This is a genomic window from Vogesella amnigena (assembly GCF_042648905.1).
Classification (GTDB): domain Bacteria; phylum Pseudomonadota; class Gammaproteobacteria; order Burkholderiales; family Chromobacteriaceae; genus Vogesella; species Vogesella amnigena.
In genome coordinates, this window is sequence record NZ_JBHRYH010000002.1 from 261,968 (window position 1) to 281,133 (window position 19,166).

General features: G+C 63.1%; 14 protein-coding genes. 6 read left to right on the plus strand and 8 right to left on the minus strand.

The window, feature by feature from the left end; translation table 11 throughout:
- The first annotated feature begins 71 nt into the window (after window positions 1-71).
- Complete coding sequence (locus ACFOKJ_RS01615) at window positions 72-2,378, plus strand: cache domain-containing protein (protein WP_390276238.1); 2,307 nt, start codon at window positions 72-74, stop codon at window positions 2,376-2,378.
- Window positions 2,379-2,659: 281 nt separating this feature from the next.
- Here the strand turns inward: ACFOKJ_RS01615 and gabD are convergent, their stop codons facing one another.
- The 6 genes from gabD to ACFOKJ_RS01645 all read right to left on the minus strand — a co-directional run bounded on the left by gabD (window position 2,660) and on the right by ACFOKJ_RS01645 (window position 12,041).
- A complete protein-coding gene (gene gabD, locus ACFOKJ_RS01620; RefSeq protein WP_390276239.1) occupies window positions 2,660-4,120 on the minus strand; it encodes an NADP-dependent succinate-semialdehyde dehydrogenase in 1,461 nt (486 codons plus the stop codon).
- A gap of 78 nt (window positions 4,121-4,198) precedes the next feature.
- The gene (gene gabT / locus ACFOKJ_RS01625; RefSeq protein ID WP_390276240.1) at window positions 4,199-5,464 is read right to left on the minus strand and encodes a 4-aminobutyrate--2-oxoglutarate transaminase; all 1,266 of its coding nucleotides are present in this window, start codon (window positions 5,462-5,464) and stop codon (window positions 4,199-4,201) included.
- A 320-nt stretch (window positions 5,465-5,784) separates the two neighbouring features.
- Complete coding sequence (locus ACFOKJ_RS01630) at window positions 5,785-7,083, minus strand: TolC family outer membrane protein (RefSeq protein WP_390276241.1); 1,299 nt, start codon at window positions 7,081-7,083, stop codon at window positions 5,785-5,787.
- A 92-nt stretch (window positions 7,084-7,175) separates the two neighbouring features.
- A complete protein-coding gene (locus ACFOKJ_RS01635) occupies window positions 7,176-10,250 on the minus strand; it encodes an efflux RND transporter permease subunit (RefSeq protein ID WP_390276242.1) in 3,075 nt (1,024 codons plus the stop codon).
- On the minus strand, window positions 10,247-11,344 hold the full coding sequence (locus tag ACFOKJ_RS01640; protein ID WP_390276243.1) for an efflux RND transporter periplasmic adaptor subunit: 1,098 nt from the start codon (window positions 11,342-11,344) through the stop codon (window positions 10,247-10,249). Before ACFOKJ_RS01640 ends, ACFOKJ_RS01635 begins: the two co-directional genes overlap by 4 nt.
- A gap of 46 nt (window positions 11,345-11,390) precedes the next feature.
- Entirely contained in the window at window positions 11,391-12,041 is a 651-nt protein-coding gene (locus tag ACFOKJ_RS01645) for a TetR/AcrR family transcriptional regulator (protein WP_390276244.1), read from the minus strand.
- Between the two features lie 166 nt (window positions 12,042-12,207).
- Between ACFOKJ_RS01645 and argB the strand changes: the two genes are divergently transcribed.
- Together argB and ACFOKJ_RS01655 are read left to right on the plus strand one after the other, a co-directional pair.
- Complete coding sequence (gene argB, locus ACFOKJ_RS01650) at window positions 12,208-13,080, plus strand: acetylglutamate kinase (RefSeq protein WP_390276245.1); 873 nt, start codon at window positions 12,208-12,210, stop codon at window positions 13,078-13,080.
- A gap of 192 nt (window positions 13,081-13,272) precedes the next feature.
- Window positions 13,273-13,701 carry a CBS domain-containing protein gene (locus tag ACFOKJ_RS01655; protein WP_390276246.1) on the plus strand — a complete coding sequence of 143 codons (429 nt, stop codon included), beginning with the start codon at window positions 13,273-13,275 and terminating at the stop codon, window positions 13,699-13,701.
- A 66-nt stretch (window positions 13,702-13,767) separates the two neighbouring features.
- Here the strand turns inward: ACFOKJ_RS01655 and ACFOKJ_RS01660 are convergent, their stop codons facing one another.
- Entirely contained in the window at window positions 13,768-14,553 is a 786-nt protein-coding gene (locus ACFOKJ_RS01660) for an IclR family transcriptional regulator (RefSeq protein WP_390276248.1), read from the minus strand.
- Between the two features lie 154 nt (window positions 14,554-14,707).
- On the opposite strand from ACFOKJ_RS01660, the gene ACFOKJ_RS01665 reads away from it, so the two are divergent.
- The 3 genes from ACFOKJ_RS01665 (at window position 14,708) to ACFOKJ_RS01675 (ending at window position 18,970) form a co-directional block, all read left to right on the plus strand.
- A complete protein-coding gene (locus tag ACFOKJ_RS01665; RefSeq protein WP_390276250.1) occupies window positions 14,708-15,895 on the plus strand; it encodes an acyl-CoA dehydrogenase in 1,188 nt (395 codons plus the stop codon).
- A 165-nt stretch (window positions 15,896-16,060) separates the two neighbouring features.
- A complete protein-coding gene (locus ACFOKJ_RS01670; protein WP_390276251.1) occupies window positions 16,061-17,254 on the plus strand; it encodes a CaiB/BaiF CoA transferase family protein in 1,194 nt (397 codons plus the stop codon).
- 96 nt (window positions 17,255-17,350) lie between these two features.
- The gene (locus ACFOKJ_RS01675) at window positions 17,351-18,970 is read left to right on the plus strand and encodes an electron transfer flavoprotein-ubiquinone oxidoreductase (RefSeq protein WP_390276262.1); all 1,620 of its coding nucleotides are present in this window, start codon (window positions 17,351-17,353) and stop codon (window positions 18,968-18,970) included.
- Here ACFOKJ_RS01675 and ACFOKJ_RS01680 read toward each other — a convergent pair.
- A partial coding sequence (locus ACFOKJ_RS01680; RefSeq protein ID WP_390276252.1) for a hypothetical protein occupies window positions 18,955-19,166 on the minus strand: 212 nt, incomplete at its 5' end. The two genes, ACFOKJ_RS01675 and ACFOKJ_RS01680, sit on opposite strands and share 16 nt — an antisense overlap.

Sequence of the window (19,166 nt, forward strand, 5' to 3'; positions counted from 1 at the left end):
CCATGCCGTTGCGCGCAGCGGCGTTGCCAGTAGCCGCGGCAGCAAGCCGCGGCGCATGAAAAGGATGTTCCGTGTTGCAAGTATTGTGGCCAGGCTCGCTGCAGGCGCGCCTGGCTTTGTTCTGTTCGCTGGCGATACTGCTGGTGTCGGTATTGCTGTGCGGTGTCGCCTATCTGCAGGATGGCACCCACCTGCGTGCGCTGCAGTTGCAGCACACCGAGGCGGCAGTGGCGCTGCTGGCCGACGATATCGATGAGCGCGTGCGCAGCCGCCAGGTCATGCTGGAGCAGGCTGCGGCCAACCTGCAGCCGACTGCCGACGATATCCGCCGGCATGGCACGCAACTGATCCGGCAGTTCCGCTTCCTGAAAGGCAGTTTTAGCAGCGTGGTGCTGTACAGCGCCGAAGGCCGTATCGTGGCTGACTACCCGGAACTACCCGGGCGGCAGGGGCTGGATGTCAGCGACCGCGACTATTTCGTGCGTACCCGGCAGCAGCTGCGCGCCACCGTGAGCGGCCCGCTGCAGACGCGCGGCCCGCTGAAACGGCAGGTCATGGTGTTCACCGCTCCCATCCTGGATGCGCATGGCCAGTTTGCCGGCATGCTGGGAGGCAGCCTGGAATTGAGCGCCGTGGAGCTGTTTGGTGAACTGCGCGGCATGCGGCTGGGCAACAGCGGCCATATCACCCTGCTTACCCGCCCGGAAGGGCAGATCCTGCTGCACCCGCAACCGGAGCAACTGCTGCGCCGGGTGTCGCCGCCGCCCGGCAGCGCGCTCGCCAATGCGCTGGCCGGGCGCAATGGCAGCGAGACCGCCGCCTCGGGAGAGCTGCGGATCTATCGCACGCTGCACAATGTGGACTGGGTGCTGGGCGGCGTACTGCCGGCGCAGGAGGCCGGCCTGCCGCTTGCCGGGCTGGCCGGCGAGTACCTGCTGCTGCTGTTGCTGGCGGTATTGCTGGCAGTGCCGCTGGCCTGGCTTGGCACCCAGTGGCTGCTACGGCCGCTTACCGCCCTGCAGCGCAAGATCCACGCCATGCAGGCTGGCACGGATGGCGACATCGCGGTGGAGGGCTGCGCCGAACTGCAGACGCTGGCTGCCACCGTGGCCGATGTCTATCAGGACCGGCGTCGTATCGCCGACAAGCTGTCGCTGCGCGAAGCCATGTTCCAGGTGCTGAACCATACCTCGCCGCTGGGGGTGTTTGTCTGCGATGCCGACGGCGTGCTCAGCTATGGCAACCGCGCAATGCTGGAGATGGCCGGCATGGAGCGTGGCTCTGCCTACTGGTTTGGCCGCCGCTGGCAGGAGGCGGTGCACAGCAGCGATTACCAGCAGCTGCTGCAGGAATGGAAGCAGTGGAGCCGGGAAGGCAGTGGCGATTTCCAGCGTCGCTTCCGCCTCAACCATGTGCGGCATGCGCCGCTGCTGGTGGCCTTGCACTGCAGTCGCATGGATGGCGATGGCGAGCCGCGCTTTCTGGCGGTAATGGAAGACATCAGCGAGCGCGAGAGCAATCGCAGTGCGCTGGCCGCCGAGCGCGAGCGCTTGCAGGGGCTGCTGCAGGCGGTGGGCGACGCGGTGATCTTCACCAATCAGCACGATGAAGTGCTGCAGCTGAACGCGCCGGCGCGGCAATTGCTGGGTCTGAAGCAGGAGGAAGCGCAGGGGCGCAGCCTGGCGCTGTTCGTGGCGCTGAACCGGCCGGATGGCGGTGGGCCGGTATCGACTGGCATGCTCACCGAACTGTACGTCGAGCAGACGCTGGCGCTGGACATGCTGGGCCGTGATCTGCGCCGCCTGCCGGTGCTGCTCACCCTGTCGCTGGTAACGGATGCAGGCAGCATGCACGGCTACAAGGTATGGGTGCTGCGCGAAGACACCCAGCGCCGGCGCAAGGCCGGCGATGGTGGCGAGATGGAGCGTGATGTACTGACCGGCCTGGCCAACCGCCGTGGCCTGCAGTCCGCACTGGCGGCGGCGCTGGCGGACGGCGGCAGCCGCCTGCAGCCGCATGGCGTGCTGTGGCTGGAGCTGCGGCAGGATGGCATGCCATTGCAGCAGGATCTGTCGTTGCGGGGAGGCAGCCTGATGCAGGCGGTGGCCGCCCAGTTGCAGCACCGGCTGCGCAGCAGTGACTGCCTGGCGCGGTTGGAAGGCGGCGTATTCGTGGCGCTGCTGTATCGCTGCAATGCCGCCAGCGCCGAGCGCATCTGCGATGACATCGTCAGCGAGCTGATACCTCTGCTGGCCGGCGGCGAAGACAGCGCGGTGCTGGGCCTGCATGCGGCAGTGAGCGAGCTGCAGGAGGGCGATACCCTGCCGCAGGAGGTACTGCAGCGCATCGAGCGCCGCAGCCGGCAGCGCTGGCCCTGAGCCGTTGCCCACAAATAACAGGTTCTTCACGAAATCGTGGGGACGCGACAAGCGTAGGGTGGGCAAAGGCCATGGGCCATGCCCACCGGCAAGGTAGCGATGGTGGCTGGTGGTGGGCACGCTACGCTTTGCCCACCCTACAAAAAAAACCGCCACTATCGCGAGATAGCGGCGGTTTTGCCGTTATGGGGTAGCCGGATTACCCCTGTTGTACTCCGGCCACCAACCTGTCTGTCACGGCTTTGCGTTTGCACACGATCGGACTGATCGCGGACAAGCCCTTATTTATCGATGCCACCCAGCAGCACGTACTTGATTTCCAGGTAGTCTTCGATGCCGTACTTGGAGCCTTCGCGGCCCAGGCCGGATTGCTTCACGCCACCGAACGGTGCGGCTTCGTTGGACAGGATGCCGCTGTTCACCGCCACCATGCCGTATTCCAGGCCTTCGGACACGCGGAAGATACGGCCGATGTCGCGGGCGTAGAAGTAGGAAGCCAGGCCGAACTCGGTGTCGTTGGCCATCTGGATCGCTTCTTCTTCGGTCTTGAAGCGGAACAGCGGGGCCAGCGGGCCGAAGGTTTCTTCCTTCGCCACTTTCATTTCCGGGGTCACGCCGGTGATCACGGTCGGTTCGAAGAAGCTGTAGCCAAGGTCGTGGCGCTTGCCGCCGGTGACCAGGTTGCCGCCCTTGGCCAGTGCGTCGGCGATGTGCTCTTCCACCTTGGCTACCGCGTTTTCGTCGATCATCGGGCCCTGGGTCACACCGGCTTCCAGGCCGTTACCCACTTTCAGCTTGGCTACCGCGTCGGCGAACTTGGCGGCGAAGGCATCGTACACACCGTCCTGCACCAGCAGGCGGTTGGCGCACACGCAGGTCTGGCCGGCGTTGCGGTACTTGGAGATCATCGCGCCTTCCACGGCGGCGTCCAGGTCGGCGTCGTCAAACACGATGAACGGAGCATTGCCGCCCAGTTCCATCGATACCTTCTTCACGGTTTCGGCACACTGGCTGATCAGCTTGCGGCCAACCTCGGTGGAGCCGGTGAAGGAGAATTTCTTCACGGTGTCGCTACCGGTGAGCACGCCGCCGATTTCGGTGGAGCCGCCGGTAAGTACCGAGAACACGCCTGCCGGAATGCCGGCACGTTCGGCCAGTACGGCAATGGCCAGCGCCGACAGCGGGGTCTGGCTGGCCGGGCGTACCACCATCGGGCAGCCGGCGGCCAGAGCCGGGGCAGCCTTGCGGGTGATCATGGCGTTCGGGAAGTTCCACGGCGTGATCGCGGCGGTAACGCCGATCGGCTCCTTGCTCACCAGGATGCGCTTGTCGGCGCCGGTGGACGGAATGGTGTCGCCGTAGATGCGCTTGGCTTCTTCGGCATACCACTCGATGTAGCTGGCACCGTAGGCGATTTCGCCTTTGGCTTCCGCCAGCGGCTTGCCCTGTTCGCTGGTCAGGATCACCGCCAGGTCATCCTGGTTTGCCATCATCAGGTCGAACCACTTGCGCAGGATGCCGGCGCGCTCTTTGGCGGACTTTTTCTTCCAGCTCTTGAAGGCTTCGGCAGCACCATCCACGGCGCGCTGGGCTTCGGCGCTACCCATTTTCGGCACGTGGGCGATGGTTTCGCCGGTGGCCGGGTTGGTTACCGCAATGGTCTGGCCGCTATCGGCATCCAGCCACTGGCCGTTGATGTAGCACTGCTGACGCAGCAGGGAAGGATCTTTCAGGTTCAGCATGGTGTTGTGTCCTTGTTATGCAATGCGGCCAACGTTGCGTGGTGCAAGGTTGGCCGCAGGTCAGTTCAGCTCAGGCGATCAGGCCTTGATGGCGGCAACCAGCTTCTGCAGCGCTTCTTCGAAGATGGCGTCTTCGATGGTCAGCGGGAACAGGAAGCGGACGACGTTACCGTATACACCGCAAGTCAGCAGGATCAGACCGGCTTCCAGCGCCTTGGTCTGCACTTTCTTGGTGAAGTCGGCATCGGCTTCGTGGCTGCCAGCCTTGTTGAATTCCACGGCGATCATGGCGCCCAGGCCGCGCACTTCGGCGATCTGCGGCACTTCGGCTTTCAGACCGTTGATGGTTTCCTTCAGCTGGTTGCCCAGCTTGTTGGCGCGCTCCAGCAGTTTTTCTTCCTGGATGGCCTGGATCACGGCCTTGGAAGCTGCCAGTGCCAGCGGGCTGCCGGCGTAGGTGCCGCCCAGGCCGCCCGGTGCCGGTGCGTCCATGATTTCAGCCTTGCCTACCACGGCGGAGATCGGGAAACCGCCAGCCATGGACTTGGCCATGGTCATCAGGTCCGGGGCTACATCGTAGTGTTCCATGGCGAAGAACTTGCCGGTACGGGCAAAGCCGGCCTGCACTTCGTCGGCGATCATCAGGATGCCGTGCTTGTCGCACAGGGCGCGTACAGCGCGTACCCATTCGGCCGGCGCGGCGTAGAAACCACCTTCGCCCTGTACCGGTTCGAAGATGATGGCGGCCACGCGGGTGGCTTCGATGTCGTACTTGAACAGGTGCTCGATGCTGGCGATGGAGTCTTCAACCGATACGCCGTGCAGCGGGTTCGGGAACAGGCCGTGGTACACGTCGGACGGGAACGGGCCGAAACCGATCTTGTACGGAGCAACCTTGCCGGTCAGTGCCATGCCCATCAGGGTACGGCCGTGGAAGCCGCCGCCAAAGGCGATGATGCCCGGACGGCCGGTAGCGGCGCGGGCGATTTTCACGGCGTTCTCCACGGCTTCGGCGCCGGTGGTGTAGAACGCGGTTTTCTTGGCGTGGTTGCCCGGGGTCAGCTGGTTCAGCTTCTCGGCAACTTCGATATACAGTTCGTACGGCACCACCTGGTAGCAGGTGTGGCTGAACTTGTTCAGCTGCTCGGCAACGGCGGCCTGTACCTTGTCGTGCAGGTGGCCGGTGTTCAGTACGCCGATACCACCGGCAAAGTCGATGTAACGCTTGCCTTCGGTGTCCCAGATCTCGGCATTCTTCGCGCGCTCGGCGAAGAAGGAACACATTACGCCTACACCGCGCGGGGTAGCGTTGGCTTTACGTTGCATCAGTTCTTGCGGGCTCATTGAATCTCTCCTTGTAGACGACGTTCCGGCAATCGCCGGACGGGGGGCGCCGGCGGGGCTAGAGCTTGGCATTGATTCTAGTCCCGTGTTTAGCAAAAAGCCACATGTGATTGATAAATTAAACACACATGTGGACTGGCTAGTTGTTTTGTTTCGCTGTGCGGTTTTTTGTGCCGCATTGCGCGCCATGCGTAAGTAGAAACGCTCCCGGCGACCTTGGCAAGGCCGGCGGGAGCGTTGGCCGCAAATTAAGCGGCAGGCATGTATTCCGTTGTGTTTTGTGCTGCTGTGGCGCGGTTTGGCTGCGCGTGGCTGCTGTATTAGAAGAAGCGGTTGACGCTGGCCAGCGCTTGTTCGTCCAGCTCGCCGGCGGCCAGCGCCAGCGCGAGGCGTGCATACAACAGGTTGTAGCGCGCCGCTGCCAGCGCGCGTACTGCATCCTGATAGCTGCTTTCGGCGTTCAGCAGGTCGAGGTTGGTGCGCACACCGACTTCACGGCCCAGCCGGGTGGCGTCGAGCTTGCTCTTGGCGGAAACCAGCAGCTGCTCCTGCGCCTTCACCTGCGCGGCACCGTTGCTCACCCCCAGCCAGGCGCTGCGTACCGCCAGCGCCACGTCACGGCGTGCGGCTTCCTGATCGTCGCGGGCCTTTTCCAGGTTGGCCGCAGCCTCCCGCACCTGCGAATTGATGCCGCCACCGGCATACAGCGGCACGGTCAGGCTCAGGCCCAGGGTGTTGCCGGCGGTATTGCCACGGCCGGCCAGACGGCTGCTGGCCTCGGTGGTGTGGGTATTGCTGTAGCCGGCAGTGAGATCCACGGTGGGCAGGTGCTTGCCACGGGCGGCGGTCAGGTTTTCTTCTGCCAGCTGTACCTGCTGCGCAGCGCTCTTGATGGCCAGGCTGCCGGCCTGGGCTCGCTGCAGCCAGCTGTCCAGGCTGCCGGCATCATCCAGCTGCACGCTGCCTTTCAGACGGTTGATGGCTTCCGGCTGCAGGCCGGTGAGCTTGGCCAGCGTGTCGCGCTTGATTTCCAGATCGCTCATGGCGGCGATCTCGCTGGCCTGCGCGCTGTCGTAGCCGGCCTGTGCCTCATGGGTGTCGGTAATGGTGGCGGTGCCGACCTCGAATGCCTTTTTCGCCTGTGCCAGCTGGCGTTCATACGCCTTCTTGGTGGCGCGGGTGACATTGAGTACGTCCTCGGCCAACAGTACGTTGAAATAGGCGCGGGCCACATCGGCCACCAGCTGCTGGCTGCTGGCCTGGTACTGCACGCCGGCCAGCTCGCTGCTGATCACGCCTTTCTTGTAACCGGTGTAGCTGGCGATATCGAACAGCGGCTGACTCAGCTGCACGCCCACGCTGCTGCTGCGGTAGGCATCGGCGTCCGGCTTCATGGCATCGGTACGGGTGATGCCGGCGGACAGGCCGATGGTCGGCAGCAGCAGGGCGCGGCCCTGTACGGCTTTTTCCTGGCCGGCCAGCAGGGTCTGGCGGGCACCGGCAAAGCCGGCATCGTAGTCACGGGCGGCCTGCACCGCGGCGGCCAGATCGAAGGCGGCGGCCGGCAGGCTGCACAGCGCCACTACGCCGGCGAGAATCAACTGGGTTTGCGCGTTCATGAAAATACCTGCATCGGGTTATCTATCAGTGCTGAAACGGGCCAAAAGCCAGACCATAACGCATCGTGGTCCGGCTTTCAGCCCCAAGTTTATTAAGAGCTGCTAACCGGGGTGCCAGCCTGCGGGCGCTTGACCTTGAACCAGGCGGCGTACAGCGCCGGCAGGAACAGCAGGGTGAGCACGGTGGCAATCAGCAAGCCGCCCATGATGGCCACCGCCATCGGCCCCCAGAAGGTGCTGCGCGTCAGCGGAATCATCGCCAGGATGGCCGCCAGCGCGGTGAGCATGATGGGGCGGAAGCGGCGCACGGTGGAGCCGATCACCGCTTCGAAGCGGTCGATGCCTTCGGCAATGTCGCTTTCGATCTGGTCCACCAGAATCACCGAGTTGCGCATGATCATGCCGGCCAGCGCGATCACCCCCAGCATGGCCACGAAGCCGAACGGCGCACCGAACAGGATCAGCGTCAGGGTGACGCCAATCATGCCCAGCGGCGCGGTAAGCACCACTAGCAGCGTGCGCTGGAAGCTCTTCAGCTGCAGCATCAGCAGGGTGAACACGATGATCAGCATCAGTGGCTGCACCTTGGCGATGGCGCTTTGCGAATTCTGGCTGGCTTCCAGCGAACCACCCAGTTCGATGTGGTAGCCCAGCGGCAGGGTTTTTTCCAGTGCCTGCATCTTCGGCCACAGCGCCAGCGAGATGTCGGAAGCCTGCACCCCGTCGGCCGCATCTGCACGTACCGAGATGGTAGGCAGGCGGTTGCGGCGCCAGATGATGCTCTCTTCCGGCGCGTAGCGGATGTGGCCGATCTGCGCCACCGGCACGTATTTGCCGCTGGCGGTCTGGATCATCAGGCTGCCCAGCGCCGCCACATTGCTGCGCTCGTCATTGGCCAGCCGCGCCACCACGGCAATCGCCTTGTCGCCCTCGCGCCACTCGGTCACCGTGCTGCCACTGAGCAGCAGTTGCAGCTGGCGGGCCAGGCTCTGGCTGGAAATGCCCAGTGCCCGCGCCTTGTCCTGGTCGATGTCGATGCGCAGCGCCTTCACCTGCTCGCCCCAGTCATTGTTGACGTGGCGGGCGGCGGGGTGGGCGCGCAGCAGGGTTTCCACCTTGCCGGCAATGGCGCGTACCTGGTCGTGATCTGGCCCCATCACGCGGAACTGCACCGCGTAGCCTACCGGCGGGCCGTTCTCCAGCCGGGTAACGCGGCCGCGCACCAGCGGAAAATCATGCTCGAACAGCAGCTCCAGCTTCTGCTTCACGTTTTCACGCACATGTTCGTCGCGGGTCATCACCATCAGCTGTGCGTAGTTCAGGTGCTGCTGCTGCTGATCCAGCGGCAGGTAGAAGCGCGGACTGCCGCCACCGACATAGCTGGTGACACTCACTACGTGCGCATCGCCGGCCAGTTTTTGCTCCAGCCTGGCCACCTCGCGCTGGGTGGCGGCGTAGTTGGCGCCCTGCGGCAGCCACATGTCCACCAGCAGTTCCGGGCGGTTGGAGGAGGGGAAGAACTGCTGCTGCACGAACAGCTTGAACGCCACCATCGACAGCAGGAATGCGGCCAACGTCAGCGTGATGACGGTCTTGCGATGGTCCAGGCACCATTCCAGCAGGCGGCGGAAGCGGCGGTAGAACGGCTTGTGGTACACGTCTTCATGACCGTGCGCCGCCATATTGTCGGGCAGCAGGTGGTAGCCCAGGTAAGGGGTGAATACCACGGCAACGACCCACGACAGCACCAGCGCCAGCGATACCACCGCAAACAGGCTGAACACGTATTCGCCGGCATTGGACTTGGCCAGCCCCACCGGCAGGAAGGTGGCGGCGGTGATCAGCGTGCCGGTCAGCATCGGGAAGGCGGTGCTGCTGTAGGCGTAGGTGGCGGCCTGGAACTTGTTCCAGCCCTGCTCCAGCTTCAGCGCCATCATTTCCACCGCGATGATGGCATCGTCCACCAGCAGGCCAAGCGCGATGATCAGCGAGCCCAGCGAGATGCGCTGCAGGTCGATATTGAAGACGTACATGGCAAGAAAGGTCATTGCCAGTACCAGCGGAATCGACAGCGCCACCACCACGCCGGTGCGCATGCCGAGGCTGAAAAAGCTCACTGCCAGCACGATCACCACTGCTTCCACCAGCGAGCGCATGAATTCGCTCACCGCGGTCTTCACCACCTTGGGCTGGTCGGATACCGAGCTGACCATCACGCCCACCGGCAGCTTGGCCTGCAGCTGGCCCATTACCTGTTCCAGGTTCTGGCCAAGCTTCAGTACATCGCCGCCGGCCTTCATGCTGATGGCCAGGCCAATGGCCGGTTTGCCGTCAAAGCGCATGCCAAAGCTGGGCGGGCTGGCAAACTGGCGCTCCACGCGGGCCACGTCGCCCAGGCGGAAGCTCTTGCCAGCGGCGGACAGCGGGGTGTCGGCAATCGCCTGCACCGAGCTGTAGCTGCCGCTGACGCGGACACGGATGCGCTCGCTGGCGGTATCGTAGCTGCCGGCCGGCGTCATGGCGTTCTGTGCGGCCAACGTTGCCCACAGGGTGCTGGCATCCAGCTGCATGGCGGCCAGCTTGGCGGTATCCAGCGTCACGTAGATGCGCTCTTCCTGCTCGCCGATGATGTCTACCTTGCCCACATCCGGCACGCGCAGCACTTCCAGCTTGGCCTGCTCTACGTACTTGCGCAGGTCCTCATAGCTGAAGCCGTCGCCGGTAAAGGCATACAGATTGCCGAAGGTATCGCCGAATTCATCATTGAAATACGGCCCCTGCACGCCGGCGGGCAGGGTGTACTGCATGTCGCCGATCTTCTTGCGTACCGTGTACCACAGCTGCTGCACGTTCTTGGGCGGGACTTGCTCGCGTATCGACAGGATCAGCGTGGCTTCGCCCGGCTTGGTGTAGCTCTTCACGTATTCGAGCTCGCCCATCTCCTGCAGCTTCTTTTCGATCTTGTCGGTGACCTGCTGCTCGGTTTCCTGCGCGGTGGCACCCGGCCACAGCACGCGCACCATCATCGCCTTGAAGGTGAATTCCGGGTCTTCCTTCTGCCCCAGCTGGGTGTAGGAGAACAGTCCGGCCACCATCAGCACGATCATCAGATAGCGCACCAGCGAGCTGTTGCGCAGCGCCCATTCCGACAGGTTGAGTTTCTTCATTGCTGGCCTCTTGCTGCTGCAGTCTGCTCCAGCAAGGTCACACGCTGGCCGTCGCGCAGCAGGTGTACCCCGGCAGTCACCACTTTTTCACCGCCACGCAGGCCGCTGGTAATGGCAATGCTGTCGCCGTCGATGGCACCGACGGTAACCGCCTTGCGGCCAACCTGCTGCTGGGCGTTGATCACCCAGACATAGTGTTTGCCCTGTTCGTCCAGGATGGCGCTCAGCGGCAGGCGCATGGCGGCGCCTGGCTGCCCCGGCAGCAGCGCGCGCACGCTGGCGGTCATGCCCAGGCGGACTTCGGCATCGCTGCCGTTCAGTGCCAGGCGGGCGGCATAGGTACGGGTGGCGCCGTCGGCATCGGCGGCCAGTTCGCGCAGGCGCGCGTCCAGTTCGCGGCCGTCGGCCCACAGTTTCACCTTGAAGCCGCTGGCACCGCGTAGCGCATCCACGGCGTTTTCCGGCACCTGGAAGGCCACTTCACGCTCGCCGTTGGCCGCAAGCCTGGCCACCGGCTGGCCGGCGGCCACCACCATGCCCGGCTCGGCGCCGATGCTGCTGATCACGCCATCGCTGTCGGCCAGCAGGGCAGTGTAGTTGCCCTGGTTGCGGCTGGCGCTCAGCGCGGCCTGGGCCTGCTGCAGTCGGGCACGGGCAGCCTGCACCGCGGTCTGCTGTCGCTCCACTTGAGCCGCACTGATGAAGTTCTGCGTCAGCAGTTCGCGGTAGCGCTTCAGGTCGGCTTCCTGCTGCGCCAGGTCGGCCTGGGCCGCCGCCAGCTGTGCTTGCTTGGCGCTGGTGTCCAGCTGGTAGTCGCTGCCATCCAGCACGGCCAGTAGCTGGCCTTTTTTCACACTGTCACCGGCGTTGACGCGGCGTTCCAGCACCTTGCCGCCCACGCGGAAGGCCAGCTGGCTTTCGTGGCGGGCGCGGATCTCGCCGCTGAACTGCTGGCTGTCCTGGCTATTGCTGCTGCCGGCCAGTACGTAGCGTACCGGGCGGATTTCCTCCACTGGTTTGACGTCTTCCTTGCAGCCAGCCAGTGCCAGCATCAGCAGGCTGGCCAGCGCCAGGGTGCGGTAATGCCTTGTCATTTTGTTTTCCTCGTGAGTCTTGATGGTATGTGTGGTGTGCCGCCGGCTATCGTGCTTTCAGGCCGCCCAGCATCAGGTCGAGAGCGATTTCCAGGTAGTCGAGTGGCGGCAGGCTGCGATGCTGGCTGTCTTCCAGTACCCGGCCCAGCGAGCATTGCCAGGTCATGCTCAGCAGCATCGGCGCCACTAGCGTGTCCACTACCGCGTGCGGGTGCAGGCTGCGGAACTCGCCGCTGGCCACGCCGCGCTCCAGAATGCGCAGCAGCATGTTGTGGCTGGGCTCGATCACTTCGCGGTGGTAGAAGCGCGCCAGCTCGGGAAAGTTGGTGGCCTCGGCAAACATCAGCTTGCAGATGCCGGCCAGCGGCGATTCGCCAACCTCCTGCCACCAGCGGCGCATCATCAGCCTCAGCAGGTCGGCGCTGCTGCCTTCGTACTGCTTGGCCAGCTCGGCAAAGCCGGCCAGGCGGGTTACCAGGTTGTCGCGCACCACTGCCTTGAAGATGTCTTCCTTATTCTCGAAGTACAGGTAGGGCGTGCCCTTGGTGACGCCGGCCGCCTTGGCGATGTCTTCCATCTTGGTGGCCTTGAAGCCCTTGTCGACAAACAGCTGCAGCGCGGCATCGAGAATCTCGGCCGGACGCACTTCCTTGCGGCGGCGCCAGCGGGCGATCGGACAGCTGGGTTCCTGGCTCATGGCATGTCTCTGAATATTGGTTCAGTAATCGCGGCACTTTAGGGTAATGACTCGAATGCTGGCAATTAATAAATCAATATTCACTAAACTGCTTGGGTAGAATGCAACACTTGTGGATGCTGGCCACACCCCCGGTGGCCGGCGAATGCGTACTGGAGAATGTGACGTGAGCGTAGCCCCCCTCGACAAGGCCGCCATCCTGGCTGAAGCCCTGCCCTATATCCGTTCCTTCAACGGCAAGACCATCGTGGTGAAGTACGGCGGCAATGCCATGACCGACGACAAGCTGAAGGAAGACTTCGCCAAGGACGTGGTGCTGCTCAAGCTGGTGGGCCTGAACCCGGTGGTGGTGCACGGCGGCGGCCCGCAGATCAACGACCTGCTGGAGCGTGTGGGCAAGGAAGGCCAGTTCATCCAGGGCATGCGCGTAACCGACAGCGAAACCATGGACGTGGTGGAAATGGTGCTGGGCGGCCTGGTGAACAAGGAAATCGTGTCGCTGATCAACAAGCACGGCGGCAAGGCGGTGGGTATCACCGGCAAGGACGGTCATTTCATCCGCGCCAGCAAGCTGTTCCTGAAGTCGGAGTCCGACGAGCAGATCGACATCGGCCAGGTGGGCGACATCGAGCACATCGACCCCAGCCTGGTGGCGTTGCTGGATGGCCACGACTTTATTCCGGTGGTGGCGCCGATCGGCGTGGGCAGCAATGGCGAGGCCTACAACATCAATGCCGACGTGGTGGCCGGCAAGCTGGCGGAAACGCTGCAGGCCGAAAAACTGGTGCTGATGACCAATACCCCGGGCGTGCTGGACAAGCAGGGTAATCTGCTCACCGGCCTGACCGCGTCCAAGGTGGACGAGCTGTTCGCCGATGGCACTATCTCCGGCGGCATGCTGCCCAAGATCAGCTCGGCGCTGGATGCCGCCAAGAGCGGCGTGAACTCGGTGCACATCATTGATGGCCGCGTGCCCCATGCGCTGCTGCTGGAGATCCTCACCGACGCCGGCGTGGGCACCATGATCAAGGCCAGCTAAGGCTAGCTGCGGCATCCTGACTGCTGTTTTGCCAAAGCCCTTTCGCACGCGGAAGGGCTTTGTCTTTGCGGCGGGGCTGACAGTTGCTGCAGTTGTGCCGGGATTTCCTGTGGTGCGGCTTGTTATGCTGTCTATAGTGTTAAAGCCGCTAGCCGGCGTTGACTTGTCTTTTCCTGCAAGAGGAGGGGTGGCATGCAGACGGTGCGACAGTTGCTGGTGCATAAGAGTAGTGGCCTGATCACGGTAGGGCCGGACGCTACGGTATTCCAGGCCTTGCAGATCATGGCCGAACACGATATCGGCGCGGTGCTGGTGATGGACATGGGCGATGTGCTGGGCATCTTCTCCGAGCGCGACTACGCGCGGCGCATCGTGCTGCAGGGGCGTACCTCGGCTGGTACCAAGGTGCGCGACATCATGACCAGCAAGGTGGTGTATGTGACGCCGGAACAGACCGTGGCCGACTGCATGGCACTGATGACCGAAAAGCGTTTCCGCCACCTGCCGGTGCTGGAGGACGACAAGGTGCTGGGCCTGCTGTCCATTGGCGACCTGGTGCGGGCCACCATTGACGAGCAGCAGTTCGTTATCGAGCAACTGGTGAATTACATCCGCGCCTGAGTCAGCAGGCGCAGACAAGCAAAAAGGTTGGCCGCGGCCAACCTTTTCTGCATTCCGGAACGGGTATTAGTGGCCAGGCACCAGCTGGCGCCCAAGCTGCATCAGCGCCTGGGCGATCTGGCCGCGCATCAGCTCCGGGCTGAAGGCGAAGGCCGGGCCACTGGCATTCAGGCACAGCGCCGGCATGCCTGGGGCGGGCGAGGGTAGTGCCACACCCACTGCCATCACATCGCGTTCGAATTCACCGAACGATTCGCTGTAACCGCGCTGCAGGTATTGCTGCCGCGCCTGTTCCAGCCGCTCCTGCAGTGCCGGCCAGTCCTTGCCGTAGCGTGCGGCCAGCTCGCCATCCAGCTGGCTGCGCTCGCTATTGTTCAGCGCCGCGTAGCAAGCCCGACCGATGGCAGTGCTGGCCAGCGGTACGCGCGATCCCACGGTGAGCTGCACCGATACCCGCGCCTGACTGCGGCAGGTTTCCAGATAAACAATATCGGTACCGTCGCGCATGCCCAGGCTGATGGAAATGGTGTTCTTCAACGCGAACTCGCGCATCAGCGGCGCGGCAATGCGGCGAATGTCGTAACTGCCCAGCACCGCCGAGCCCAGCGCCAGCACCGCCAGTCCCAGCCGGTAGTAACCGGTTTCGGCATCCTGTGACAGATAGCCCAGCTTGGTCAGGGTGTAGGTCAGGCGCGACACCGTGGACTTGGGCAAGCCGGTACGCTGCGCCAGCACCTGGTTGGAGAGGGCGCTTTCCCCTGGCTGAAAGGCCGCCAGCACGCGTAGGCCACGCGCCAGCGCCACCACGAACAGGCGGTCCTTTTCTTCATCTTCCTGCGGTAGCAACGACATTGTTAACGGTTCCTTTTCAACAGAGTGGCAAGAATAGAGCAGCCCTTGCCGTGGTTAAAGAAAAAAACTTTACACGCGGCATCGAGCTTGTTAGTCTATTTTGCATTGTAGAACTGAATTCCGCAAAGCGGAACAGTACAAAGGAGAAAACGCAATGGCCGCCACTTCCGCTCGTGCACCCTTCGCTTGGGACGACGCACTTCTGCTTAACGATCAGCTCACCGACGAAGAACGTATGGTGCGCGAAACCGCCTATGCCTACTGTCAGGAACGCCTGCTGCCGCGCGTACTGACCGCCAACCGCGAAGAACGCTTCGACCGCGAAATCATGAGCGAGATGGGCGAACTGGGTCTCTTGGGCTGCACCATCGACACCCACGGCTGCGCCGGCCTGTCGCACGTGGCCTATGGCCTGATCGCCCGCGAAGTGGAACGTGTTGATTCCGGCTACCGTTCCGCCATGTCGGTACAGTCCAGCCTGGTAATGCACCCGATCTGGGCTTACGGCACCGACGCACAGAAAGACAAATACCTGCCCAAGCTGGCTACCGGTGAATGGGTTGGCTGTTTCGGCCTCACCGAGCCGGACGCTGGCTCCGACCCGGCCGGCATGAAAACCCGCGCCCGCAAGACCGACGGTGGCTACATCCTCAAGGGCAGCAAGATGTGGATCACCAACAGCCCGATCGCCGACGTGTTCGTGGTGTGGGCCAAGGATGACGAAGGCGAGATCCGCGGCTTCGTGCTGGAAAAAGGCATGAAGGGCCTGTCGGCGCCGAAGATCGAAGGCAAGTTCTCGCTGCGTGCCTCCATTACCGGCGAAATCGTGATGGACGATGTGTTCGTGCCGGAAGAAAACGCCTTCCCGGAAGTTCGCGGTCTGAAAGGCCCGTTCGGCTGCCTGAACAAGGCCCGCTACGGTATCGCCTGGGGTGCGATGGGGGCAGCCGAATACTGCTGGCAAGGTGCCCGCCAGTACAGCCTGGATCGCAAGCAGTTCAACCGCCCGCTGGCCGCTACCCAGCTGGTGCAGCTGAAGCTGGCCAATATGCAGACTGAAATCAGCCTGGGCCTGCAAGCTGCGCTGCGTGTTGGTCGCCTGATGGACGAAGGTCGCGCCGCCCCGGAAATGATCAGCCTGATCAAGCGCAACAACTGCGGCAAGGCGCTGGACATCGCCCGCATCGCCCGTGACATGCATGGCGGTAACGGTATCAGCGACGAGTTCCACATCATCCGCCACGTGATGAACCTGGAAGCCGTCAACACCTACGAAGGCACGCACGATGTGCATGCCCTGATTCTGGGCCGAGCCCAGACCGGTATTCAGGCATTCGCCTGATGTAATGTTCCGCCGGGGCCTCCACCCCGGCGGGATGTTGGTTCCTGTCTGTCCTTGAGGCCCGGTGCGACCGGGCCACTTTTTTGTATCCATGCCGGTGGGCACACCCAGCGGCATGGATATCTGGCCCTTGCGGTCAACGTTGAACACTTAAGGAGTGGCGTTATGTCTGGAGCACTGTCCGGTATCAAGGTTCTGGATCTCACCCGCGTACTGGCTGGCCCGTGGACCGGTCAGCTGCTGGCCGATCTTGGCGCCGAAGTCATCAAGGTGGAGCGCCCGGGCAGCGGCGACGACACCCGCCAGTGGGCGCCGCCCAGCCTGGCGGACGGTACCGCCGCCTACTACCTGGCGGCCAACCGTGGCAAACAGTCGCTGACGGTGGACATCACTACCGCTGCCGGCCAGGAAATCGTGCGCAAGTTGGCCGCACAGGCTGACGTGTTGCTGGAAAATTACAAGGTGGGCGGGCTGAAGAAATACGGCCTCGACTACGACAGCCTGCGCCAGGTGAATTCGCGGCTGGTGTACTGCTCCATCACCGGTTTCGGCCAGGATGGCCCGTATGCCGAGCTGCCGGGCTATGACTACATCGTGCAGGGCATGTCCGGCCTGATGAGCATCACCGGCCCGGCCGACGGCGAGCCGCACAAGGTTGGCGTGGCGGTTACCGACCTGTTCACCGGCCTGTATGCGGCCAACGCGGTACAGGCGGCGTTGATTGCCCGCAGCCGTACCGGCGAAGGCCAGTATATCGATATGGCGTTGTTCGATTGCTCGCTGGCCATGCTGGCTAACGTCAACATGAACTGGCTGATCGGCAACGAAGTGCCGCCACGATTGGGTAACGCCCACCCGAACATCGTGCCCTACCAGGTATTCAAGACCGCCGGCGACAGCCACTTCATTCTCGCCTGCGGCAACGACAAGCAGTTCCGCGCGGTATGCGAAGTGGTAGGCCTGCCGGTGCTGGGCGCCGACGAGCGCTACGCCACCAACCCGCAGCGGGTACGTAATCGCAACGAACTGGTGCCGCAGCTGGCCGCAGCGTTCCTGGCCAGAACCCGCGACGAATGGCTGAAGCTGCTGGATGCTGCCGGCGTGCCGTGCGGCCCGATCAACACCGTAGACGAAGCGTTTGCCGATCCACAGATCAAACATCGGAAGATGGAGATTCATCTTACCGATAGCGCCGGACAGGATGTACCGCTGGTAGCATGCCCGATCAAAATGTCCGGCACCCCGCCGCGTTACGAGGTGGCGCCGCCGAAACTGGGCGAGCACACCGATACCGTACTGGCATCGCTGGGCTACGACAGTGCGGCGATTGCACAACTGAAAGCGGATGGTACCGTTTAAACGCTCGTTTGATTTTGACGCAATGCGGCAACCATTGCATTATTGGGCGATCTGGCCCGATACGGCGCATAAGGAGTAGCGGTGGAACGCGAATACATGGAATACGACGTGGTGATCGTAGGTGGTGGCCCCTCCGGCCTGTCCACTGCGATTCGCCTCAAGCAGCTGGCTGCGGAAAAAGGCCAGGAAATCAGTGTCTGCCTGCTGGAAAAAGGCTCCGAAATCGGTGCCCACATCCTGTCCGGCGCCGTGCTGGAGCCGCGCACACTGAACGAACTGATCCCGGACTGGAAGGAAAAGGGCGCGCCGCTCAATACCCCGGCCAAGAAAGACCGCTTCCTGCTGCTGACCGAGACCGAGTCCATCCAGCTGCCCACCCCGCCGCAGATGCACAACGAGGGCAACTACATCATCAGCCTGGGCAACTTCTGTCGCTGGCTCGGCCAGCAGGCCGAAGAGTACGGCGTGGAAATCTACCCGGGCTTTGCCGCCGCCGAAGTGCTGTACCACGCCGATGGTTCGGTGAAGGGCGTGGCTACCGGCAACGTCGGCACCGGCAAGGATGGTGAAGAAGAGGGCGAACCGGGCATCGAACTGTGGGCCAAACAGACCATCTTTGCCGAAGGCTGTCGCGGCTCGCTCACCAAGACGCTGTTCGAGCGCTTCAAGCTGCGCGACGGTGCCGACCCGCAAACCTACGGCATCGGCATCAAGGAACTGTGGGAAGTGAAACCGGAGCTGCACGAGCCGGGCAAGATCACCCACACCGCTGGCTGGCCGATGGATCCGAAAACCTACGGCGGCTCCTTCCTCTACCACTTGGAAAACAATCAGGTGGTGGTCGGCTTCGTGGTGGGGCTGGATTACCAGAACCCCTACCTGTCGCCGTACGAGGAATTCCAGCGCTTCAAGACCCACCCGGCCATCAAGGGCGTGTTCGAAGGCGGCCGCCGCCTGTCCTACGGCGCGCGCGCCATTTCCGAAGGCGGCCTGCAGAGTATTCCCAAGCTGACCTTCCCCGGCGGCGTACTGGTGGGCGATACCGCGGGCTTCCTCAACGTGCCGAAGATCAAGGGTACCCACACCGCGATGAAGTCCGGCATGTTGGCCGCAGAAGCGGTGTTCGAAGCACTGGCAGCAGCTGCCGAAGGCCAGGCCATCGAGGCGACAGCCTACACCGACAAGTTCAAGCAAAGCTGGCTGCATGACGAGCTGCACAGCGTGCGCAACATCCGCCCGGCGTTCCGCTGGGGGCTGTGGCCGGCAATGATCTACTCGGCCATCGACACCTATCTGTTCCGCGGCAAGGCGCCTTGGACACTGCGTCACAAGCACCATGACCACGAGTGTCTGAAGCCCAAGGACGAGTGCAGCCCGATCAACTATCCGAAGCCGGATGGTGTGCTGACTTTCGACCGCCTGTCGTCGGTGTTCATCTCCAACACCAACCACAGCGAAGACCAGCCGCCGCATCTCAAGCTGAAAGATGCCACGGTACCGATCCGCATCAACCTGGAAAAGTACGACGCGCCGGAACAGCGTTACTGCCCGGCCGGGGTGTACGAGATCGTTGGTCGCGACGAAGGCCAGCCGCGCCTGCAGATCAACGCGCAGAACTGTGTGCACTGCAAGACCTGTGACATCAAGGACCCTACCCAGAACATCAACTGGGTGACGCCGGAAGGCGGTGGTGGCCCGAATTACCCGAATATGTAAGCAATAGACAGCCCGGCGCCAGCCGGGCTTTTTATTGCAAGCCTGGCCGCGGCCAAGCTTTTTTGCTTTTTAGCTGCCTTGCAGATCAAGCACTTGTCGAATTCGTTGGTCTTTTCGTGCAATTCGCTGTTGACGCGGTTCGGGGCGATGGGTATAGTTCGCCTCCTCTGCTGACGACGACACGAAACGAAGTCAG